The sequence below is a fragment of the Mesorhizobium sp. ESP-6-4 genome, from assembly GCF_020164735.1.
Classification (GTDB): Bacteria; Pseudomonadota; Alphaproteobacteria; order Rhizobiales; family Rhizobiaceae; genus Mesorhizobium.
The window spans coordinates 63,337-84,178 of sequence record NZ_JAIUGS010000020.1; the positions used below are offsets into that span (position 1 = coordinate 63,337).

Below are 20,842 nucleotides of genomic sequence, written 5' to 3' on the forward strand. Positions count from 1 at the left end.
TTGCGTCGCTATCCGTGGGCGTATCTGACGAGGATATAGAGCAAAATCAGGGCAGCGGCGCCGGCGCCGACAATCAATCCCAAGCGCTTTTCGATGAACTCCCTGATCTCCTCGCCATAGCGGCGAAGCAGCCAGGCAAGCAGCAGGAAACGGGCGCCGCGCGCCACGATCGCGAGCCCGATGAAGAGCAGGAGATTGACGCCGATGACGCCGGACAGGATCGTCACCACCTTGATCGGCGGCAGATGGGCCGCGCCCGAGGTGACCAGCATCAGGATGATGAAGCCGACGCCGGACGAGGTGCGCAACTGCTCGAACTCATCATATTTGCCGTAGAATTCAAGCACCGGCTTGGCGACTGCCTCATAGGCATAGTGGCCGATGAACCAGCCGGCGACGCCGCCCAGAACCGAAGCGACCGTGGCGATCAGCGCATAGCGATAGGCGCGCTGGGGTTTGGACAGCGCCATCGGCAGGAAGAGCACGTCGGCCGGCACCAGGAAGACCGAGCTTTCGACGAAGGCAATGAAGGCCAGCCACCATTCGGCCGATTTGCGCGCCGCCAGCGACAGGGTCCAGTCGTAAAGTCCGCGAAGCATCGGCTCTCCTAATGCGATTGACACAATTCCGGACGGGAAAACCGCTGCGCTTTTCCTGGAATTACCTAATGCATGTCACCCCAAACGGCGCAGCGGTTTTCGGCCACCGGCACGTACGAAACAAGGACCCAAAGCGCCGCAGCCGTCATTATCGACCGGGCACCTTAAACATTCGCCTCTCTAGAAAGATTTCCTGCCGCGCACAATGGCGGTGGTCCTTACAAGACCGCCGGATGCTGTTTGGCCCAAGCGGTGCCGGCAAATCCGCAACAGGCCAGTTGACGAAAGGCCGTCCAACCGTATAGTCCGCGCCCATCCAGGCCGCCCGGCCTGAGCCCCTATGGCGGAATTGGTAGACGCGCTCGACTCAAAATCGAGTTCCGCAAGGAGTGCTGGTTCGATCCCGGCTAGGGGCACCATCCTTCGCTCTGCGAGCTTCGGATGGCGGGCCTTCACAAAAGTGCCCTACCGCATATTCCCCGTATGTCCCTGCGAGTAGCGCCCCGGCTGCGGCCATACCGTCAGGCCATGCGGCTCGGCGCCGACGCGGATTTTCGTCACGGCGCCGCTGGTGGTGTCGATCATATAAGCCTCGCTGTCGAAGCGGCCCGACAGCCATAGCTGCCTGCCGTCGGCGCTGACATTGCCCATGTCGGGGCTGCCGCCGCCGGGGATCGGCCATTGCGCGACCACGGCGCGGGTGGCGAAGTCGATCACCGTGACGCTTCCCGGGCCCCTGGCCTTGCCCTGCTCCATCCTGTGCGAGCCGCGGTTCGATACGTAGAGCCGCTTGCCGTCGCGGCTGACGACGAAGCCGTGCGCGCCGATGCCGGTCGGGATGAAGCCGATTTCCCGAAAACTGTCGCCGTCGACCAGGAACACACCGTCATTCATCATGTCGGCGACGTAGAAGACCTTGCCGTCGGGCGACAGGCGGATGTCCTGCGGCATGCCCGTCTTGGAGAAGTCGAGATGGCCGAGCAGCTTCTGGTTCTTCAGGTCGATCTTGGCCAGGCCGCCGTCGCCATATTCGCAGGTGAAGATCGCGTAGGAGCCGTCGGCAGAGAAGTCGGCATGGTTGATCCCCGGGCAAGTCGGCGTCGGCAGGCTGGATTTCAACGCCATGGTCGTCGGATCGCGGAAATCGAGCTGCTCCATAGCCTCGTCGACGACGATTGCCGCGCTGCCGTCCGGCATGAAATACAGATTGTAGGGGTCGTCGACCGCAACCTGCTGGCCGGGCTTAGCCGTTATCGGGTCGATCGGCGTCAGGCTGCCGTTCTTGCCGGTGCCGTTGTTAGCGACCCACAGCGTCTTCAAATCCCAGGACGGCACGACATGCTGCGGCTTGCTGCCGACCGGGAAGCGGCCGACCTCCTTCAAGGTGACGGTGTCGATCACCGAGACGCTGTTGGAGGAGCGGTTCGGCACATAGACGCGCGGCAGCGCGCCGGCGGTGGCTGGGCTCAGATGGCCGGCCGTGGTCTGGCTGTAGATATTGACCGGGGGAGGCGGCGGATCGCTGCAATCCTCCGGGCAGGTATCGGCCACGGCTCGAGCCGGAAACACGGCGAGCAGAACAAGCGGCGCACAAAGGCGGGCGAAGCGCAGGACGGTATCGATCATTTGAAGCTTTGTGGTGAAGGCAGGCCGGGTCCGGCCGCCGCAAGCCATAGCCGGTGTCTCGCCGCCCATCTAGCGTCTTTTCAGCAGGCTCCGCATGCGGTTGCGCAGGATGCGCGCCATGTTGCGGGTCTCGCGGTAGAGATGCAGTTGCGAGGCGGCCTGACGGGCCAGCCGGTCGGCGTCCGGCGTCAGCCCGATCACCAGCGTGCCCATCGGCTTGCGCTCGCTCCACAGACGGCTCATCACCGGATGGTCCGGAACCGCGCAGGAATCCGTCATGACGATGTTTGGATCGTCGAGATGTTGCCTGGTTACCTCGATCATCAAGAGCGTGCCCGGCGAATGGGCGGAGAGCGCCTCGTCATAGGCCGTCTTCCAGGTATAGGCGACGCCGGCCTCGACGAAGACGACCAGGCAGGCGATGGTGCGGCCGTCGAGCGTCAAGAGGTGGATGCGGCACATGTCCTGCTCGGCCAGCCGGTGCACGGCCTCGCGGGCGAAGGCGGCGCGGTAGCGGTCGATCGCCATCGCGGTGCGCTCGCGGCCTTTCCAGCCGGCCGCTTCCAGCGTCAGGAAGCTTTCGATGGCGTGGCGGATCTCGTCCGGCCCGCGCGCCACGGTGTGCTCCAGCTTGCCGAGGTCGGCGAGACGCCGCTTCAGGCGGCGGAATTCGCGATAGTGATGCGCGCGCAGCGATGCCTTGAGGTAGTCCTCGCCGTCGGCGTCGCTTTCCAGCACCGGACGCTCGACCTTGCCGGTGGTCACCATGGTCAAGCCGCGGCTGTCGGCAAAGGAGGTGAGCAGGCTTGCCACCGGACCGTCGAGGCGCATATCGGGCAGCACGAAGACTTTTGGCAGCTTGAGATGCGGCCGCGACAGCATCGAGAAGAAATCCTCGATGACGCCGACCGGATCGTCGCGATCGACCAGCGGCGTTCCGAGCGGGCCGAACGGGCTCGACCATGTGCGCATTACCGGGACGCCGAGCGGGATCGCCGGCCGCTCGACCGAGAACGGCGCCAGAAGCCGGAGCCGGTTGCGGTATTCGTCGCCGTCGCGGATGACGGCCAGCCGCACCTCCCGGTCTTCCAGCCGCGGCATCGCCGGCGCCAGGAAGCGCGGGTTGAAGAAGACGTTCGGTTCGATCGTGCGGGCGCTGAGATAGTCAAGCTCCTCGACAAGATCGAAGCCGGCCGAGGCCGGATAGATGGCGAGCTTGCGCTCCGGCCTGTTGCTGGCGAAGAGCTCGATATGGGCGGGGTCGACCTCGCGCGCCAGGCCGGCAAGGTTGGAAACCATGGCGCCGGCGGTGCCGCCGCTGGTCTCTTCGAGCAACGGGACGGCGGCCATCAGGCGACTTCCTTGTTTGCGGGCACAAAGATCGCCATCACGATGCCGAGCTTGCGCCAGACGGTGAAGGAGAGCGCGCTGGCCTCGAAGACCATGGCCAGGCTGGTGGCGATTGCCGCGCCCCAGAGGCCGAACAGCGGAATGAGGATCACGTTGAGGCCGATGTTGAGCGCAAGCGTCATGGCATAGACGGCGGCGCAGATGTTCTGGTTGCCGCTCATGGTGAGCAGGCTTTCGCAGGGGCCGACGGCGGCGCGCGCCACGACGCCCAGAACCAGCAGGAAGAGCAGCGGGTAGCCGGCGGCGAATTCGGGACCGAACAGCACCAGCATAGGCTCGCCCAGCGCCAGCACCATGAGCGCCATCAGCAGCGAGGGCCAGAAGGTCCAGGAGACGGTCTCCCGGGCGAAGGCGGCGAGCCGATGCGGCTCGCCATGCGTGAACTGGGCGTAGCGCTGTGCAACGCCGGCCTTGACCGCGAAATAGACGAAATGCACGAGCGCCAGCGTCTTCACCGTGGCGAAATAGACCGCGACGTCATTGGGGTCGAGATAGGCGCCCACCATCAGCACGTCGGCATTGGTGAGCAGGAAGAAGAAGCCCTCGACCAGGAAGATCGGCAGCGAGACGAGGATCCACTGGCCGAAATGCACCGCCATCGGCCCGGCCGGGATCTTTTTCTCCATGCGCGAGGTGACGGCCATCAGCTGGCCGAGCGTGGTGACATAGGTTGCGGCGATGGAGGCGAAGATCGCGGTCTTGGCGTCGGGCACATAGTGCAGGCCAAGCATCAGCGCCATGAAAGCCAGGATCAGCACCGGCCGCACCAGATAGGTGGGCGACAGCGCCAGCAGCGCCCAGGAATTGGCGCGCGCCAGCCCTTGCAGAAGGTCGCCGAGCGCGATCATCGGCAGACAGATGACACCGAGGATGAAGGGGATGACGTAGTAGTTCTCGATCCAATCCGAGGCGAGCCAGACGCCAAGGGCGCCGAGGCCTGCCACCAGCGTCGAGGCGACGAGCACGAACAGGCGGCTCGCCTGCACGATGCCGCGCAACTCGGCCAGCATGCCGCGCTCGCGATATTCGGGGATGAAGCGGATGACCGAGGTGTGAAAGCCGAGGCAGGCGAGGTTGCCGACGATGACCATCGTCACCCAGACCAGCACCGAGATACCGTATTCGAACGAGCCCATCCAGCGTGCCATCAGCACCTGGCTGACAAAGGCGATGAAGGCGCTGACGATGCGGATGGAGAAGGCGATCAGCGACATGCGCCCGGCTTCGCCGCGCTCGTCGGCGGTGGACAGCACGGCATCGATGCGGCCAAGCAATGGCCGCATGCGCAGCGCCCAGCGCTGCGGCAGGAACCGCCCGGCAGTCGTCGCCGCGGAAAAGCGCACCCCGAATACTCTCCGTTTTCCGCCTCTTTCCAAGGTTTCGGTCTATCCGAAACACCTTAAGAAAGGGTGGGTGGGGTGCGGGCTTTTCCTTCTCCCCTTGTGGGAGAAGGTGTCGCCGAAGGCGACGGATGAGGGGTGTTCCAGGGAACGCAGACCTCTCACTCCGCTGGAACACCCCTCATCCGTCTCGGCGCTATCGCGCCGATCCACCTTCTCCCACAAGGGGAGAAGGCTAGAGCGCTGCTCACATCCCCTGCATGGCGTCGCAGGTCACGTTCGGGTTCATGTCGGCGAAGGCGCCGGTGGGGTTCTGCTTCCAGGCCCAGACGTGCAACTCGTAGAACGGGCCGAGGCCGTAGCGGTTGGGCGCGGTGTTGAAGTTGAACAGATGGCCTTCGAGCGAGGCCGGGCCCTTCGCGGTGATGTATTCGACCGCGATCAGCTTCAGCGTGCCGTCGGCCATCGGCTCGTACATCACCGCTTCCGGCTTGGCGACGTCGACGGCGTCGTCCTTCAGATAGGCGGCGTTGACGTAGTGGATGCCCATGGCGCCGCCGGTGAGGCCGCTGGCGCAGGGGATCGGCGCGTAGCCTTCGGCTTTCGCCACGGCGACGTCCTCGAAGCGGCTGTCGAGCGCCCGCACCTTTTCGGCAAGCGGATTGACGGTTTCGGCCGTGGCCGCGCCCGCCATCAGCATGATGATCGAGGCAGAAGCGCCGACAACGCATTTGATTAAGGTCTGAATGTTCATTTGTCTCTCCAATTGAGGCGCGCAAGCGGCGGCAGTCGGCCGGTAGGCCAACTCCGAACGCCGGCGGCGCCTGTTTGTTAAAGGGATGGTCGCTGATCCCGACCAGAGCGGTTCACCGAACGAACCGCTCCAAGTCTTTGTTTTGCGCAATTCCGGACGGAAAACCGCTGCGCAGTCTTCTTGGAATTGCCCGGTGCGGGATCAGCTGTGATGCCACCAATATTCCCAGTATTCGCGCGGGTTTTCCCGCTCGTGCAGGCCGATGTCGCGTCTCAGGTAGTCGTCCTGCGGTGGCAGAAAGCGTCGCCGGTGTCGCAGGGGCGAAAGCAACGCCGACACAGCCCGTCGCATGAAGCCGCGCCGTGACGGGACGATGTCCGCCGCGGCGGATGCAGCCTCGTCTTCTGGCACGGCGTCAGGTCCGCCGGCGACGGGTATGGTCTGCCCAACATGGTCTGCCCGATCAGCGATAAAAGTAGGGGTCGAGGACCCGGACCTCCGTGATCTTGTCGACGGGAAGCGAATTCTTCTGCGCGGTGCTGCGGATCGCCTCCGGCGAGGGCGCATCGTAGATGCAGAAGCTCTTGCTCTTGTCGGGCGAGACGAAGGATTGCACCCAGGTTACGCCTTTCTCGGCATTGCGGGCGATGACGCCGCCCATCGCGGTTGCGCCGGCGTCGTTCATGGGCACGTGCAGCCCATCGGGGAAGGTACGTTCAATCAGGTAACGAGGCACGATCGGTTTCCTTTCATTGGTGAATTGCGCTCGGTTCAAGCGCGACCCAGCAGAAATCACCTTCGCGGCAGGCGCGCATCGGAGCCATTCCCCATATTGGCCGGGACGAATCCCTATCTTTGCGACGTTTTATGTGGAAGATGGCACCTCAGTGTGTGGAAAGTCACATTGTCGCGCCGTTTCCCAGGCTATTGCGGCGGCGGCCCGCCACGATGGAAATTCTGATTTGGCGAGAGGGTGACAATGCTTCTGGAACGGCAGACGCAGCTGCAGCAAATGGGTGCCTTGCTGGCGGATGCAACAGGCGGCCGCGGCCGCGTCGTGGTTTTGTCGGGCGAGGCCGGCGCCGGCAAGACGGCGCTGGCCGAGGCGTTCGCAGGCCGCTTGGGCGAGGGGCTGCCCGTTCTTCGCAGCGCCTGCGAGGACCTCTCCATTCCAGATCCCCTGGGGCCGCTTTACGATCTGGCCCGCGAGGCGCACTGGGAGCCGCCGCGGGCGATGGACGACCGCCAGGTGCAGCGGCTGCCTTTGTTTTCCGAGGCGCTCGACGTCTTCGAGGCGAAAGGTCCTTGCCTGCTCGTCATCGAGGACCTGCATTGGGCCGATGACGCGACGCTCGATTTCGTGCGTTTCCTTGGCCGGCGCATTGCAAACACGCACATCCTGCTTCTGATCACGGCGCGCACTGACCGCAGCGAAGGACAGATGCGCGTGCGCCGGGCGCTCGGCGAGATACCGGCCGGCAATATCCAACGCATAGAAGTGCCGCTGCTCAGCGAAAGCGCGGTGCTCTCGCTCGCCGCGGCGGCCGAGCGCGACGGCGACGCGATCTACCGCGCAACGGCGGGCAACGCCTTCTTCGTCACCGAGCTGCTCGCCGCCGCAGTCGATGGCGCGTTGCCGGCGAGCGTCCGCGACGCCGTGCTGGCGCGCGCCGAAAGATTGTCGCCCGGCGCCCGCTCGATGCTCGACGCAGTCTCGGTGTTTCCGCGCCGCGCCGATGCCTGGGCGCTGAGCGGTCTTTGCGGGATTGCCGCCGCCGGCCAGCTCGCCGAATGCGTGGCCAACGGCCTGCTCGAGGATTTCGGCGATGGCTATGCTTTCCGGCACGAGATCGCCCGCACGGCCATCGAGATGGCGCTGACGCCCAGCAAACGACGCGAGTACAATGAGCGCGCGCTGGCGGCGTTACGGGAAAATCCGCAAGTCGCCACCGCAAGGCTGGTGCATCATGCCGTGGAAGCGCAAAGCCTGGATGTGGTGCGCGAGCTGGCGCCGGTTGCCGCGCGGGAGGCATCCCGCGTCGGCGCGCATCGCGATGCAGCGGGCTATTACGAGGTCGCCCTGCGCTATGCCGATACTCTGCCGATCGAGAAGCAGGCGGAGCTTTACGAAGGCCATGCGTTCGAGTGCCACCTGATCGGCCGCGTCGACACGGCGATGGAAGCGCAAGGCCGGGCGCGCCAGCTGCGCCAGGCACTGGGGGACCGGCTGAAGGAAGGCGACAGCCTCAGATGCCTGTCGCGCTTCGCCTACCTGCTCGGCGATCGCGAGGCAGCGGACCGTTTCGGAGAGCAGGCCGTGGGGCTTCTGGAGACCGCGCCCGACAGCCCCGAGCTGGCGATGGCTTATTCGAACCTCTCGCAACTAGCGATGCTGGCCGAGCGGCTCGAGGACGCGCTTTCGCTCGGCGGCAAGGCGGTAGAGCTGGCGGAGCGGCTCAACCGGGCGGACATTCTATGTCATGCGCTGAACAATGTCGGCGCCGCCGGACAATGGCTGGATTTTGCCAAGGGGCGGCGCGATCTCGCCCGCAGCCTCGGGATTGCGCTGTCGGGCAACTACCAGGAGCATGCGGCGCGCGCCTTCACGAATTGCGCCTGCGTCGAGATGAACAGGCTCAACTTCAAGGAGGCGGCGTCGTTCCTGGATCGCGGCATCGGCTATTGCGTCGAGAACGATCTCGCGACATGGCGCGACTACATGCGCGGCGTGCAGGCGCAGCTTTTGCTTCGCCGCGGCTTGTGGAACGACGCCGCGACAATGGCGCATGAGGTTGTCGACGACGACGCAACGACGCCGCTGGTGCGCTATCCGTCGCTGGTGGCGCTGGCACGATTGCGCATCCGCCGCGGCGACCCGTCGGCCGAGCCGATCGTCGAAGAGATGAGGCGGTTCCTGGACAAGGGCATGGAGCTGCAGCGCCTGGTGGCGTTTGCCCAGGTGCTGGCCGAATCGGCCTGGCTTGGACAAGCCGACAGGCAGGAAGCCTTGCGCCTGATCGCGGTTGCCGAAAATCTCGCGCCGACGCCGGCCGTGTTCGGCGAACTTGCCACCTGGCGGGAACTGTTGTCGCCGGGATCCGAACCCGGCGACACGGACGGCATGGCGGAGCCGCACCGCCTGCAACTGACGGGCGACTGGCGCGCCGCCGCCAGGCTATGGGCCGAAATGGGGGCGCCTTTCGAACAGGCAATGGCCTTGCTGCTCGGCGACGAAGCGGCGCAGCGCGAGGCGCTCGCCATTTTCGAGGACCTTGGCGCGAGGGCGGTCGCGCAGCAGGCGCGCAGCCTCATGCGGGAAAGCGGCATCAGTCACATCGCGAGAGGGCCGCGACAGGCGACGCGCGCCAATCAGGCCGGCCTCACGCAGCGCCAGATGGAAGTCCTGGAACTTCTCGAGCGAGGCTTTTCCAACAAGAAGATCGCCGCGCATCTGGCCATTTCGCCCAAGACGGTCGATCACCACGTTTCGGCCGTGCTGGAGAAGCTGGAGGTCATCTCGCGCGGCGAAGCGGCTGCCGCGGCGCGCGCGTCGGGTCTGGTGTGAGGCTTGTTTTCTGCGCCTGAAGGAAACCGCCGGCCCCGGCGCTGCCCCTCATCCGCCCTTCGGGCACCTTCTCCCCGTTGAACGGGGAGAAGGAAATAGGCGTCAGGCGAACGTGCCGTGGCAGTGCTTGTACTTCTTGCCGGAGCCGCAGGGGCAGAGCTCGTTGCGGCCGACCTTGCCCCAGCTCGCGGGGTTCTTCGGATCGCGGTTTTCCGGCGCGACGACGGCGTTGGTATCCTGACGTATCAGAAGCGCGGTCTCGCCGCCTTGGAAATCATCCTCGCCGGTGGAGCCGTCGATATGGCTGCCGAACATCTCGGGCGCTTCAGGCGGCGGCGCATCGGCCGCCTGGCGCACCAGCTCGACGCGCATCAGCTGTGCGGTGACGGCCTGCTCCAGATTGCCGAGCATGGCCTGGAACAGCTCGAAGGCCTCGCTCTTGTATTCCTGCAGCGGGTCGCGCTGGGCGTAGCCGCGGAAGCCGACGACCGAGCGCAGATGGTCGAGATTGACGATGTGCTCGCGCCACAGATGGTCGAGCGTCTGCAGCACCACCGAGCGTTCGACATAGTTCATCACATCGGGGCCGAAGCGGTCGGCGCGCTCCTTGGCGGCGGCGTTGGCGGCGGCCGTGATGCGCTCGCGAATGTCGTCCTCGGCGATGCCTTCTTCCTTGACCCATTCCTCGACCGGCAGGTCGAGGTTGAGGTACTGCGCCACTTCCTCCTTGAGACCGGCGACGTTCCACTGCTCGGCATAGGCGTTTTCGGGGATGTTCTTGGCGACGATCTCCTCGATGACGCCTTCGCGCATCTCGGCAATGGTTTCGGCGAGACCTTCTCCGTCCATCAGCTCGATGCGCCGCTGGAACACCGCCTTGCGTTGGTCGTTGGCAACGTCGTCATATTTCAGGAGGTTCTTGCGGATGTCGAAGTTGCGCGCCTCGACCTTCTTTTGCGCTTTTTCCAGTGCCTTGTTGATCCAGGGATGGATGATCGCCTCGTCTTCCTTGAGGCCGAGCTTCTGCAGCATGCCGTCCATGCGCTCGGAGCCGAAGATGCGCATCAGATCGTCCTGCAGCGACAGGAAGAATTTCGAGCGGCCGGGATCGCCTTGTCTTCCCGAACGACCTCTAAGCTGGTTGTCGATGCGGCGCGATTCGTGGCGTTCGGTGGCCAGAACATAGAGGCCGCCGGCGGCCAGCGCCTTTTCCCTCAGGCGCTCGACGTCGGCGTGGATTTCCCTTTCCCTGGCCTCGCGCTCGGGGCCCTCGGGCATGTCTCCAAGTTCCTCCGCGATGCGCATCTCGGCATTGCCGCCGAGCTTGATGTCGGTGCCGCGGCCGGCCATGTTGGTGGCGATGGTGATGGCGCCGGGCTTGCCGGCCTGGGCGACGATGGCCGCCTCGCGCTCGTGGTGACGGGCGTTCAGCACTTCGAAGTCCTTGAAGCCGTCCTTGCGCAGGCGCTCGGCCAGCTGCTCGGATTTCTCGATCGAGGTGGTGCCGACCAGCGTCGGCTGGCCTTTGGCGCTGGCTTCGCGGATTTCCCTGACGATCGCCTTGTACTTCTCCTCGACCGTCCGGTAGACCTCATCGTCCTCATCCTTGCGGATGACAGGCAGGTTGGTCGGGATTTCGGTGACCTCGAGGCCGTAGATGTTGCCGAATTCCTCCGCCTCGGTCAGTGCCGTGCCGGTCATGCCGGCGAGCTTCTTGTAGAGGCGGAAATAGTTCTGGAAGGTGACGGAGGCCAGCGTCTGGTTCTCGGGCTGGATCTGAACGTGCTCCTTGGCCTCGAGCGCCTGGTGCAGGCCTTCTGAATAGCGGCGGCCCGGCATCATGCGGCCGGTGAACTCGTCGATAATGACGATCTCGCCGTTGCGCACGATGTAGTCCCTGTCCTTCTGGAACAACAGGTGCGCCTTTAGCGCGTTGTTGACATGATGGACGATGGCGACATTCTCTACGTCGTAGAGCGACTCGCCTTTCAACAGGCCGGCGTCGCGCAGCATGTTTTCCAGCTTCTCGGTGCCGTCCTCGGTGAAGATCGTCGTCTTCTGCTTCTCGTCAACCTCATAGTCGGCGGGGCCGAGCTTCAGCATGAAGGCGTCGATGGTGTTGTACATTTCCGAGCGGTCCTCGAGCGGACCGGAAATGATCAGCGGCGTGCGCGCTTCGTCGACCAGGATGGAATCGACCTCGTCGACGATGGCGTACGAGTGTCCACGCTGCACCATCTGCGAGCGCTCATACTTCATGTTGTCGCGCAGATAGTCGAAGCCGAGCTCGTTGTTGGTGGCATAGGTGACGTCGCAGGCATAGGCCTCACGGCGTTCCTCGTCGGAAAGGCCGTGGACGATGACGCCGACGTTGAGGCCAAGGAACTTGTAGACGCGGCCCATCCATTCGGCGTCGCGCTTGGCGAGATAGTCGTTGACGGTGACAACATGCACGCCCTTGCCGGCGAGCGCATTGAGGTAAACCGGCAAGGTGGCGACCAGCGTCTTGCCCTCGCCGGTGCGCATCTCGGCGATGCCGCCATTGTGCAGCACCATGCCACCGATCAATTGCACGTCAAAGGGACGCATGCCAAGCACGCGGCGGGCGGCCTCGCGCACCGTGGCGAAGGCCGGAACCAAGAGATCGTCGAGCGCAGCGCCGTTGGCCAGATCCTGGCGGAACTTTTCCGTGCGCCCCGCAAGCTCGGCATCGGAAAGCGCCCGCATCTCGTTTTCCATGGCGTTGATGGCTTCGACCCTTGGCCGGGTCGACTTGACGCGGCGGTCGTTGGAAGAACCGAAAACCTTACGGGCGAGACCGCCGAGACTGACCATCCAATGGCCCTTTCGATAGCAATTTAGCCGTTTGCGACAGGCACCTGGCGGGCCCATCAAATCCGCGTGAGTGCGGACAAACGCAAAAAGCGCCCGGAAAACGGTTCTGGACGCCAAGTCGTTGGACAGATAAGAGGGGGCTCAATCGATGTCAACGCCGCGTTAGCCCTATCGGCAGCGCCAAATTCCGCCACAATTCGACTGATCTGGAACCCTTCCGCTCACGCGATCCTTATTGGCAATCCCCATTGGAGTTTATCTTGATGTCCCTGTCGATCCGCCGCGCCTCGCTCGCCAGCCTCGGTCTGGCCTTCGGGCTCTCGGCTCTTTGCCTGTCGCCGCTGATGGCGCAAGAGACCAAGCCCGCCCAGCCGGACGCCACGGCGCCCGCGGCTGCTCCGGTCGATCCCAATGCCGTGATCGCCACCGTCAACGGCGAGAAGCTGACCGAGGCCGATCTTCGGCTCGCCGAAGGCGAACTGTCGCAGCAGTTTGCGCAACTGCCGCCTGAACAGCGCCGCGCGGCGGCCCTCTCGGCGGCGATCGAAATCCGCGTCATGGCCAAGAAGGCCGTCGACAGCGGCCTCGACAAGGACGCCGACTTCCAGCGCCGCATGGCTTTCCTGCAGGCGCGAGCCCTGCATGGCGAGGTCGTCGAGAAGGAAGTGGTCGACAAGGTGACGGACGCCGAAGTGCGCGCTCGCTATGACCAGGAGATCGCCAACACGCCGCCGGTCAACGAAATCCATGCCCGTCACATCCTCGTGAAGACGAAGGAAGAGGCCGAGGCGATCATCAAGCAGCTCGACGGCGGCGCCGATTTCCAGAAGCTCGCCAACGAACACACCAGCGACCCGAGCGGCAAGACCAGCGGCGGCGATCTCGGCTGGTTCGGCCCGGGGCAGATGGTGCCGGAATTCGACAAGGCGGCGTTCGCGCTCGACGTCGGCAAATATTCGAAGGAGCCGGTGCAGTCGCAGTTCGGCTGGCACGTCATCAAGGTCGAGGACAAGCGCGCCAAGCAGCCGCCGGCCTTCGACGACGTCAAGGACCAGGCTAAGCAGGCGGTGATCCGCGACAAGTATTTCGCCATGGTCAAGGAGCTGCGTGCGGCCGCCAAGGTCGAGATCCCGGACGAGAAGCTCAAGAAGGACATCGACACGCTGGAAGCCGGCAAGTAATCCGCTTGCGGCTGGATAATTCTGAAAGGGCGCCTTCGGGCGCCCTTTCGCTTTCGGGGGTCAAGCGTTCATTATGCCCCGCGTGATGTAGCGAATGGCGGCGCGGATCGCCGCCTTGTCCTCGTCGAGCCGTTCGGTCAGCAGATGCCTCCAGGCGAAAGAAGCGACCAGGTCGGCCACGATCCCGGCATCGACATCGGCCGCCACCTCGCCGCGCGCCTTGGCGCGCTCGATCATCCGGCCGGTATGGCTGCGGCGTCCTTTTGAATATTCGGCAAGCGCGGCCGCGGCCGTCTCGTCCGACTGCGCCTCTGCGATCAGCGAGCGGAAGATGTTGCCCGACGGGGTGTCGCGCCAATGCGCGAACAGGTTCTCGAGGAAGCCGGCCAGATCGTCCTCGACGTTCCCGGTGTCGGGCGTCTCGACGCGCTTCTGCCGCTGGTAAACCTCGATCAGCAGGGCCGCCTTGCTCGGCCACCAGCGATAGATGGTCGGCTTTCCCGCCCGCGCCCGCCGGGCGACGGCCTCGATCGAGAAGCCGGCATAGCCCGCCTCGCGCAACACCGCCTCGGCGGCGTTGAGGATGGCATCGGCGCTCTCGGGACTGCGTTTTGCGCCGATCGACTTGCGCCCGCGAGCGGCGGCTTCGCCCATCGAGGTCTTCCTTGGTCGGTGAATCTGCGGCCGATCATATTGGCTTCGGTGACGAAACGAAACGACGTGTTTCCAATTGCAAGGCCGCCGGCCAAGCCGGCAAGGCGCGGCCAGAACGCCTCTTGCGCCGGCGCGCGCTATCGGGCAAACCGGCTTCCTTCCTTTCGTGTTCTTGCCGCTCCGGGATACCGATGTCTGCTACGATTTCGCCGCTCGCACCGAAGAAATATCCGAAGATGCCGGTCATCGAGGGTGTGCGCATCGCGACCGCCGAAGCCGGTATCAAGTACCGCAACAGAACCGACCTGCTGGCCATGGCCTTCGATCCGGGCACGGCTGTCGCCGGCGTGTTCACCAGGTCGAAATGTCCGTCGGCGCCCGTCGACTTCTGCCGTCAGAACCTGCCCGCCGGCAAGGCGCGTGTCCTGGTGGTCAATTCCGGCAATGCCAACGCCTTCACGGGCAAGAAGGGCCAGGCTTCGACCGCGCTGACCGGCGAGGCGGCGGCGAAGGCCGCCGGATGTTCGCAGAGCGAGGTGTTCCTGGCCTCGACCGGCGTCATCGGCGAGCCGCTCGACACGACCAGATTCAGCCATCTGCTCGCCGGCCTGATCAAGGACGGCAGGCCGGATCAGTGGACCGAGGCGGCCAAGGCGATCATGACCACGGACACCTATCCGAAGGTGGCGACGGCGACGGTCAAACTCGGCGACACCGACGTCACCATCAACGGCATCGCCAAGGGCGCCGGCATGATAGCGCCCGACATGGCGACGATGCTCTCCTTCATTGCCACCGACGCGCCGATCGCAGCTCCCGTGCTACAGGACCTGCTGTCGCGCGGCACGGCCAAGACCTTCAATGCGGTGACCGTCGACAGCGACACCTCGACCAGCGACACGCTGCTCTTCTTCGCCACCGGCAAGGCCGCGGCGCGCGGCGCGCCGGCGATCGGCGATCCCAAGGATGCGCGGCTCGGCGCCTTCCGCCGGGCGCTCGGCAAGGTGCTGAAGTCGCTGGCGCTGCAGGTGGTGCGCGACGGCGAGGGCGCGCGCAAGCAGGTCGAGGTCACCGTCACCGGCGCGAAGTCCGCCCGCTCGGCCAAGCGCATCGCGCTCTCGATCGCCAATTCGCCTCTGGTCAAGACGGCCGTCGCCGGCGAGGACGCCAATTGGGGCCGCGTGGTCATGGCCGTCGGCAAGGCCGGCGAGCCGGCCGACCGCGACCGGCTGTCGATCTGGTTCGGCGACAACCGCCTGGCGCATGAGGGCGAGCGCGATCCGGCCTATTCGGAGGAAGCGACCTCGGCCTATATGAAGCGCGACGATATCCGCATCCGCGCCGATCTCGGCATCGGCCGCGGCAAGGCGACGGTGTGGACCTGCGACCTCACCAAGGAATATGTCGCCATCAATGGCGATTACCGGAGCTGATGGCGCCGGTGTCGAGGCATCCGGCAAGCGTGCTCGCGGTTGTGCGTCGCTACGAGGCGGCGGGTTTTCGCGCCTGGCCGGCGGCCGCCGTCCATTATGACGGGACCTGGGTCGTGCGGCTGACCGCAGGTCTCCCCGCCAAGCGCCTCAACTCCGTCAATCCGCTCGATCCGGGCGACACTCACGCCATCGAAGAGCGCATCGGCCGCGCCGCAAGACGCTTCGACGCCTATGGCAGGCCGCTCACCTTTCGCATGTCGCCGCTGTCGGGACAGGTCTTGTCCACGCATCTCGACAAGGCCGGCTGGAACATGTTCGACGAATCCCTGGTGATGCGGTTGCCGCTGAAGGAGGTCGAGCTTGGCGCGGCCATGGACCAGATTCCGCTCAAGGACATCAGCCGTTTCATCGGCGCCTCGCTGAGGACGAGCGGCTCGGACGCCTCGCTGCGGCCCGGCCTGTCCGAGGTCATCGGCGCCATCCAGCCGGAAGCGGGGCTGTTCGCGCTCGAGGACGGCAACGAGCCGCTGGCGACGCTGATCTGCGTTCATGACGGCGATCTCGCGGGTCTGTTCGAGGTCGCCACCGAAAAGTCGGCGCGCAAGAAGGGCCATGGCCGCAATCTCATCCTGTCGGCGCTGAAATGGGCAAGGCTGCGCGGCGCGCGGGAGGCCTGGCTACAGGTCGAGGCCGGCAATCTGCCGGCGCTCTCGCTCTACCGGTCGCTCGGCTTCGAGGAAGTCTATCGCTACCACTATCGTCGGCCGCCGGGCGCATGAGCGAGGTCAAGCCGGCCGGAAAGCGACTGCTGCTGGTCGCCGCCTGCGCGCTGGTCGATACCGACCGGCGCGTGCTTCTGGCGCAGCGCCCGGAAGGCAAGCAGCTTGCCGGCCTGTGGGAGTTTCCAGGCGGCAAGGTCGAGCCCGGCGAGACGCCGGAGGAGTGCCTAGTCCGCGAGTTGCATGAGGAACTCGGCATCGAGACCGAGATCCCATGCCTGGCGCCGCTCACCTTCGCCAGCCATTCCTATGACGATTTCCATCTCCTGATGCCGCTTTATGTCTGTCGCCGCTTTCGCGGGATCGCGCAGCCCAGGGAAGGACAGGGACTCAAATGGGTCAGGCCGCGGCAGATGCGCGACTACCCGATGCCGCCGGCCGACGCGCCGCTGATCCAGTTCCTCATCGACCTTTTGTAGTTTCGCGCCGACTTGGCGGCAGGTCGGCGTTTCCCGGGCGGCCGAGTGTTTCCGCAGGTTTCCGGGAGCTGGTTTAGTCAGCGTTAATGGAAGATTTATCTCGACGTGAAAAATTGCGCGAGGCCGTTTCGCGCGGCGATATCGTCGATGACTGGGAAACACGGCATGAGCCTTGAAAGAGACTGGGATTCGATCCGGCCCGACCGGGGATTTCGCGCGGTGGACGCCGGCATGGGCATCCTGCGGATCACGCTTCTCTTCGGCTCGGCGGCGGTGGCGCTGGCGCTGATCGCAACGCCTTTCCTGGACAACCAGGCCCGGCCGCAGAGCGTTCGCGACGGCTTCGCGGGCGGGCTCGACATGACCGCGACCGGATCGATCGGCCATCGCCCCAATACATATACGGTGCGCCGCAGCGTGCTGCAGCCCTTTCCCAGTTCAATCTGCGTCATCCGCAACGACGGCAGCCGCAGCGGCGAGTGCTGACTTGGTTAATGATTTTCCGGCGCGGCGGCGTTTCACTCGCTGTTAAGCTTTTGCCGTTAACCTTTCTTAACGGGTAGGGATTAGCGTTTCTGCATGAGGGATCGGTGATCATGAAAAACCTGCTGCAGCAATTCATTCAAGACGAAACGGGCGCTACGGCCGTCGAATATGGTCTGATCGTCGCGGTGTTGTCGCTGGCCATCGTTGCCGGGGTCAAACAGGCGGCAGACGGGCTGGTGTGGCTGTTCACCGACAACAACAGCAAGCTTGCCAACGCCTTCGCTCACTGACGGCATCACGGGGGGCGCTCAGGTCCTGGACGGGTTCTCCAGGACCGCCTTGAGCGAGACCTTGCCGGATCCCGGCTTGAGCGGCTTTTGCTGCGAGGCGTCGGGCGCCCAGCCGGACATCCAGACAATCGAAAAACTCGCGCGGATACGGCCATCCGGATCCGCGAACCGTTCGGCGTAGAGCTCCGCGGCGCGGGCAAAAAGGCGTCTGCCGGCCGGCCTGCGGCTGCGATCGACGAGCGCGCTTGTTTCGCCCATGGCGCGCAGGTCGCCGGCGAGGTCGAACAGCGTGTCGTAACGCACCGCGACCGTTTCGACATCGGCGACCGGCAACGCCAGGCCGGCGCGCTGCAACAGCGCGCCGGCGTCGCGCACGTCGGTGAAGGGAAGGATGCGCGGGCTTGCGCCGCCGTAAAGCTCCGTCTCGGCCGCCAGCATGCTCTCGCGCAATTCTGCCAATGTGCCCGCGCCGGCGAAAGCGCCGAGGAAAAGCCCGTCCGGTCGCAACGCCCGGCGGATTTGCGCAAGCACGCCGGGAATGTCGTTCATTGCATGCATCGAGAGCAGGGAGACGACGAGATCGAGGCTGGCCTCCTCGAACGGCACGGTCTCAGGCGGCGCTACCAGGCCGATGCCGCCGGCCAGAAGCGCTTCGTCCATCTCGACGCGCACGATTTCGCCGACCTTGCCGCTGCCGGCAAGCACGTCCACGGCCGCTGAAGTCTGACAGAACAGCGCGGCCGCCTTGCCGAAGCGGCGTTCGACGGCGCCCAGCCGGTCGGCAAGGTCCTCCGCGGCGCGGCGCATCAGGAAATCGGCGCCTTCGACGGGGCGCGCGAGTGCCCGGCGCTTGCGAGCGAGCCAGAGCTCGGTGTCGATCAAGGGCTGCAATGAAAAGCTTCCTGTTGTCCGCGCGTGCCGGAGTGGTGTTAAGGTGGCGCGCGGTTTCCTTTCACGTGGCCGATCCGGTGCACAAGATCAAGACCACAGCGGTCCAGGATATGACGCGGCAGGCACTGGCCTGGCCGGCGCGGCTGTTGTTTCCGCCGGTTTGCGCCGGCTGCCGTCGTCATGTGTCGCAACCCGGTGTGCTGTGCGGCGCCTGCTGGCCGAAGCTTAGGCTGCTGGAAAAACCCTGGTGCCCGGTGATGGGCACGCCCTTCACGCACGACATGGGCGAGGGGTTTCTTTCCGCCGAGGCGATCGCCGATCCGCCGCCCTTCGAGCGGGCGCGGGCCGCCGTCCTCTATTCGGGCGTCGCGCGGCAGATGGTGCAAGGGCTGAAATATCAGGACCGCACCGACCTCGCGCCCTGGATGGCAAACTGGATGATGCGCGCCGGCGCGGAACTGATTGCGGAGGCCGACCTGGTCGTGCCGGTCCCGTTGCACTGGCGGCGCTTCTTCCGGCGTCAATTCAACCAGTCCGCGGAACTCGGACGGGCCGTTGCAAAGCTCGGCGGGCTGCCCTTCTCGCCATCCGCGGTCAGGCGCGTGAAGCTGACGCGCCAGCAGGTCGGGCTCGAACGGCACGAGCGCGAGGAGAATGTGCGCGCCGCGTTTCGCGTGCCGCCGGACGCTGAAATCGAGATAGCGGGGCGCCGGGTGCTCGTGGTCGACGATGTCTATACCACCGGCGCAACGGTGCGGGCCGTCGCCAAGGCGCTGAAGAGGGGCGGCGCCGGAGCGGTCGACGTGCTGACCTTCGCGCGCGTCCTGCCGGGGGACTTCCGGGCCGATGAGTCTGCAACTATATAGTGCTTAAGTTGTTGTTTTGGTGCATGTCGTTTTCGCGCAACTGTCGGGCGACGTGGATAGGCAGGATTGCTGATTGATGGTCGATGTGACGATCTATACGCGCATGATGTGCGGTTACTGCACGGCCGCCAAGCGGTTGCTCGAGCGCAAGGGCGTGACCTATACCGAGCACGATGCCTCATTCTCGCCGGCATTGCGTCAGGAAATGATTTCACGGGCGCATGGGCGCACCACTTTTCCGCAGATATTCATCGGCGACACGCATGTTGGCGGCTGCGACGATCTCCATGAATTGGAGTCGCAGGGGCGGCTGGACGTGCTGCTTGCCAACGAAGCGAGGGCTTGATCATGGGTGTTTTCAAGGCGGCGGCGGTGCAGATGCGTTCGGGGACCAGCCCGGAGCGCAATGCGGCCGACATGGAAAGACTGGTCCGCGATGCTGCACATCAGGGTGCCACCTACGTCCAGACGCCGGAAATGACTGGTGCGCTGATCCGCGACAAGCAGGCGGGGGCGGCCGCCTTCACCACCGAAGACAAGGACGTGGTCGTCGCGACTGCGCGCAAGCTGGCGAAGGAGCTCGGCATTTATCTGCATGTCGGCTCGACGGCGATTCTGCGCGCCGACGGCAAGCTCGCCAACCGCGCGTTCCTGTTCTCGCCCGACGGCGCCCTTATTGCCGGTTACGACAAGATCCATATGTTCGATGTCGATCTCGACAATGGCGAGAGCTGGCGTGAATCCGCCTCCTACGAGCCGGGAACGGAAGCGGTCGTGACCGATATCGGGGAGACGAGGCTGGGCTTTGCCGTGTGCTACGACCTGCGCTTTCCGCAGCTGTTTCGCGCCGAGGCGATGGCCGGGGCCGAGGTGCTGACGGTGCCGGCCGCTTTCACGCGCCAGACCGGCGAGGCGCATTGGCACGTGCTGTTGCGCGCCCGCGCCATCGAGAACGGCGCCTATGTCATCGCCGCCGCGCAGGGCGGCCTGCATGAGGACGGGCGCGAAACCTATGGCCATTCGCTGATTGTCGATCCGTGGGGGCGCGTCCTCGCCGAGGCTGCGCATGACGAGCCCGGCGTGATCGTCGCCGAGATCGATCCGGCGCAGTCGCTTGCCGCGCGCCGCAAGATCCCCAATTTGAAGAACGCGCGGGATTTCACTGTCAATGCCGGGACAAGCGAAGCGCCACATCTCAGGGGTGCCGCCTCTTGATCCGTTTTTCCCTGATCTGCGAACACGAGCACGAATTCGAAGCCTGGTTCCGCAGCAATGACGACTTCGACACCCAGAAGAAGCGCGGTTTCGTCGATTGCCCGCGCTGCGGCTCGCACAGGATAGAGAAGGCGCTGATGGCGCCCGCCGTCTCAACGTCCCGCAGCCGAGAGAAGGTCGCTTTGGCCATCGGCGAGGCGCAGAAGCAGGCGCTGGCGCAGCTCAAGGCACTGGCCGAGAAGGTACGCGAAAATGCCGACTATGTCGGCGACAAATTCGCCGAGGAAGCGCGCAAGATCCATTTCGGCGAGACCGATCCGCGTGGCATCTATGGCGAAGCGACGCCGGAAGAGGCGCAAAGCCTCGTCGAGGACGGCGTCGAGTTCATGCCGATTCCGAGCTTTCCGGACGACCGGAACTGAGGTGTGTCGATATTCAGGTGATGCCGGCCTGCGAATGGCGGCTTCCTGCGCTTCCGGTGCTCACGTACTTTAAGTAC

At 65.0% G+C, this 20,842-nt stretch carries 21 protein-coding genes and 1 tRNA gene; 12 read left to right on the forward strand and 10 right to left on the reverse strand.

From position 1 onward, the window contains the following. Window positions 1-8 precede the first annotated feature (8 nt). Window positions 9-599: a YqaA family protein gene (locus LB523_RS25175; protein WP_224527497.1), complete on the reverse strand. Its 591-nt coding sequence runs from the start codon at window positions 597-599 to the stop codon at window positions 9-11. Between the two features lie 334 nt (window positions 600-933). Here LB523_RS25175 and LB523_RS25180 point away from each other — a divergent pair. Further along, window positions 934-1,018: transfer RNA gene (locus tag LB523_RS25180), tRNA-Leu, on the forward strand. A gap of 46 nt (window positions 1,019-1,064) precedes the next feature. Here the strand turns inward: LB523_RS25180 and LB523_RS25185 are convergent. From LB523_RS25185 to LB523_RS25210, 6 genes are all read right to left on the reverse strand, one after another. Beyond that, a complete protein-coding gene (locus tag LB523_RS25185) occupies window positions 1,065-2,225 on the reverse strand; it encodes a YncE family protein (RefSeq protein WP_224608078.1) in 1,161 nt (386 codons plus the stop codon). A gap of 69 nt (window positions 2,226-2,294) precedes the next feature. After that, window positions 2,295-3,575, reverse strand: a complete 1,281-nt coding sequence (locus LB523_RS25190) for a GNAT family N-acetyltransferase (RefSeq protein WP_224608082.1) — start codon at window positions 3,573-3,575, stop codon at window positions 2,295-2,297. Continuing rightward, window positions 3,575-4,978 (reverse strand): lipopolysaccharide biosynthesis protein, encoded by a 1,404-nt coding sequence (locus LB523_RS25195; protein ID WP_095767507.1) that lies wholly within the window; start codon window positions 4,976-4,978, stop codon window positions 3,575-3,577. The genes LB523_RS25190 and LB523_RS25195 overlap by 1 nt, the downstream gene beginning before the upstream one ends. Window positions 4,979-5,222: 244 nt before the next feature. Next, entirely contained in the window at window positions 5,223-5,675 is a 453-nt protein-coding gene (locus tag LB523_RS25200) for a hypothetical protein (protein ID WP_140847423.1), read from the reverse strand. A gap of 255 nt (window positions 5,676-5,930) precedes the next feature. Continuing rightward, complete coding sequence (locus LB523_RS25205; RefSeq protein WP_140847420.1) at window positions 5,931-6,140, reverse strand: hypothetical protein; 210 nt, start codon at window positions 6,138-6,140, stop codon at window positions 5,931-5,933. 52 nt (window positions 6,141-6,192) lie between these two features. Further along, window positions 6,193-6,465: a DUF4242 domain-containing protein gene (locus LB523_RS25210; RefSeq protein WP_095767571.1), complete on the reverse strand. Its 273-nt coding sequence runs from the start codon at window positions 6,463-6,465 to the stop codon at window positions 6,193-6,195. Between the two features lie 243 nt (window positions 6,466-6,708). On the opposite strand from LB523_RS25210, the gene LB523_RS25215 reads away from it, so the two are divergent. Continuing rightward, complete coding sequence (locus tag LB523_RS25215; RefSeq protein WP_224608086.1) at window positions 6,709-9,294, forward strand: helix-turn-helix transcriptional regulator; 2,586 nt, start codon at window positions 6,709-6,711, stop codon at window positions 9,292-9,294. 102 nt (window positions 9,295-9,396) lie between these two features. On the opposite strand, the gene secA is transcribed toward LB523_RS25215, so the two are convergent. Then, the gene (gene secA / locus LB523_RS25220) at window positions 9,397-12,129 is read right to left on the reverse strand and encodes a preprotein translocase subunit SecA (protein ID WP_224608089.1); all 2,733 of its coding nucleotides are present in this window, start codon (window positions 12,127-12,129) and stop codon (window positions 9,397-9,399) included. A gap of 263 nt (window positions 12,130-12,392) precedes the next feature. Between secA and LB523_RS25225 the strand changes: the two genes are divergently transcribed. Then, the gene (locus LB523_RS25225) at window positions 12,393-13,310 is read left to right on the forward strand and encodes a peptidylprolyl isomerase (protein ID WP_095767510.1); all 918 of its coding nucleotides are present in this window, start codon (window positions 12,393-12,395) and stop codon (window positions 13,308-13,310) included. Between the two features lie 60 nt (window positions 13,311-13,370). On the opposite strand, the gene LB523_RS25230 is transcribed toward LB523_RS25225, so the two are convergent. Beyond that, window positions 13,371-13,964: a TetR/AcrR family transcriptional regulator gene (locus tag LB523_RS25230; RefSeq protein WP_095767511.1), complete on the reverse strand. Its 594-nt coding sequence runs from the start codon at window positions 13,962-13,964 to the stop codon at window positions 13,371-13,373. Window positions 13,965-14,155: 191 nt separating this feature from the next. Here LB523_RS25230 and argJ point away from each other — a divergent pair, with 191 nt between their 5' ends. The 5 genes from argJ (at window position 14,156) to LB523_RS25255 (ending at window position 17,371) form a co-directional block, all read left to right on the forward strand. Continuing rightward, the gene (argJ, locus tag LB523_RS25235) at window positions 14,156-15,397 is read left to right on the forward strand and encodes a bifunctional glutamate N-acetyltransferase/amino-acid acetyltransferase ArgJ (protein WP_224608092.1); all 1,242 of its coding nucleotides are present in this window, start codon (window positions 14,156-14,158) and stop codon (window positions 15,395-15,397) included. Then, the gene (locus tag LB523_RS25240) at window positions 15,397-16,176 is read left to right on the forward strand and encodes a GNAT family N-acetyltransferase (protein ID WP_176477018.1); all 780 of its coding nucleotides are present in this window, start codon (window positions 15,397-15,399) and stop codon (window positions 16,174-16,176) included. The genes argJ and LB523_RS25240 overlap by 1 nt, the downstream gene beginning before the upstream one ends. Then, the gene (locus tag LB523_RS25245) at window positions 16,173-16,595 is read left to right on the forward strand and encodes a (deoxy)nucleoside triphosphate pyrophosphohydrolase (protein WP_095767513.1); all 423 of its coding nucleotides are present in this window, start codon (window positions 16,173-16,175) and stop codon (window positions 16,593-16,595) included. Before LB523_RS25240 ends, LB523_RS25245 begins: the two co-directional genes overlap by 4 nt. Window positions 16,596-16,760: 165 nt before the next feature. Further along, a complete protein-coding gene (locus LB523_RS25250) occupies window positions 16,761-17,081 on the forward strand; it encodes a hypothetical protein (protein ID WP_224608095.1) in 321 nt (106 codons plus the stop codon). A 110-nt stretch (window positions 17,082-17,191) separates the two neighbouring features. Then, on the forward strand, window positions 17,192-17,371 hold the full coding sequence (locus LB523_RS25255; RefSeq protein WP_140847402.1) for a Flp family type IVb pilin: 180 nt from the start codon (window positions 17,192-17,194) through the stop codon (window positions 17,369-17,371). An 18-nt stretch (window positions 17,372-17,389) separates the two neighbouring features. Here LB523_RS25255 and LB523_RS25260 read toward each other — a convergent pair whose 3' ends face one another. Then, complete coding sequence (locus LB523_RS25260; RefSeq protein WP_224608098.1) at window positions 17,390-18,262, reverse strand: methyltransferase domain-containing protein; 873 nt, start codon at window positions 18,260-18,262, stop codon at window positions 17,390-17,392. A gap of 65 nt (window positions 18,263-18,327) precedes the next feature. On the opposite strand from LB523_RS25260, the gene LB523_RS25265 reads away from it, so the two are divergent. From LB523_RS25265 to LB523_RS25280, 4 genes are all read left to right on the forward strand, one after another. After that, window positions 18,328-19,128, forward strand: a complete 801-nt coding sequence (locus LB523_RS25265) for a ComF family protein (RefSeq protein WP_224608134.1) — start codon at window positions 18,328-18,330, stop codon at window positions 19,126-19,128. Window positions 19,129-19,204: 76 nt separating this feature from the next. Next, window positions 19,205-19,474: a glutaredoxin 3 gene (grxC, locus tag LB523_RS25270; RefSeq protein WP_095767517.1), complete on the forward strand. Its 270-nt coding sequence runs from the start codon at window positions 19,205-19,207 to the stop codon at window positions 19,472-19,474. A 2-nt stretch (window positions 19,475-19,476) separates the two neighbouring features. Beyond that, complete coding sequence (locus tag LB523_RS25275; RefSeq protein WP_224608101.1) at window positions 19,477-20,343, forward strand: carbon-nitrogen hydrolase family protein; 867 nt, start codon at window positions 19,477-19,479, stop codon at window positions 20,341-20,343. Further along, a complete protein-coding gene (locus LB523_RS25280; RefSeq protein ID WP_140692522.1) occupies window positions 20,340-20,765 on the forward strand; it encodes a DUF1178 family protein in 426 nt (141 codons plus the stop codon). The genes LB523_RS25275 and LB523_RS25280 overlap by 4 nt, the downstream gene beginning before the upstream one ends. The last annotated feature ends 77 nt before the right edge of the window (window positions 20,766-20,842 follow it).

Coding starts and splice junctions, on each gene's coding strand:
- argJ (WP_224608092.1), top strand. CDS start 14,156: ATGTCTGCTACGATTTCGCCGCTCGCACCGAAGAAATATCCGAAGATG.
- LB523_RS25275 (WP_224608101.1), top strand. CDS start 19,477: ATGGGTGTTTTCAAGGCGGCGGCGGTGCAGATGCGTTCGGGGACCAGC.
- LB523_RS25230 (WP_095767511.1), bottom strand. CDS start 13,964: ATGGGCGAAGCCGCCGCTCGCGGGCGCAAGTCGATCGGCGCAAAACGC.
- secA (WP_224608089.1), bottom strand. CDS start 12,129: ATGGTCAGTCTCGGCGGTCTCGCCCGTAAGGTTTTCGGTTCTTCCAAC.
- LB523_RS25255 (WP_140847402.1), top strand. CDS start 17,192: ATGAAAAACCTGCTGCAGCAATTCATTCAAGACGAAACGGGCGCTACG.
- LB523_RS25245 (WP_095767513.1), top strand. CDS start 16,173: ATGAGCGAGGTCAAGCCGGCCGGAAAGCGACTGCTGCTGGTCGCCGCC.
- LB523_RS25215 (WP_224608086.1), top strand. CDS start 6,709: ATGCTTCTGGAACGGCAGACGCAGCTGCAGCAAATGGGTGCCTTGCTG.
- LB523_RS25185 (WP_224608078.1), bottom strand. CDS start 2,225: ATGATCGATACCGTCCTGCGCTTCGCCCGCCTTTGTGCGCCGCTTGTT.
- grxC (WP_095767517.1), top strand. CDS start 19,205: ATGGTCGATGTGACGATCTATACGCGCATGATGTGCGGTTACTGCACG.
- LB523_RS25250 (WP_224608095.1), top strand. CDS start 16,761: ATGAGCCTTGAAAGAGACTGGGATTCGATCCGGCCCGACCGGGGATTT.
- LB523_RS25225 (WP_095767510.1), top strand. CDS start 12,393: ATGTCCCTGTCGATCCGCCGCGCCTCGCTCGCCAGCCTCGGTCTGGCC.
- LB523_RS25200 (WP_140847423.1), bottom strand. CDS start 5,675: ATGCTGATGGCGGGCGCGGCCACGGCCGAAACCGTCAATCCGCTTGCC.
- LB523_RS25190 (WP_224608082.1), bottom strand. CDS start 3,575: ATGGCCGCCGTCCCGTTGCTCGAAGAGACCAGCGGCGGCACCGCCGGC.
- LB523_RS25240 (WP_176477018.1), top strand. CDS start 15,397: ATGGCGCCGGTGTCGAGGCATCCGGCAAGCGTGCTCGCGGTTGTGCGT.
- LB523_RS25175 (WP_224527497.1), bottom strand. CDS start 599: ATGCTTCGCGGACTTTACGACTGGACCCTGTCGCTGGCGGCGCGCAAA.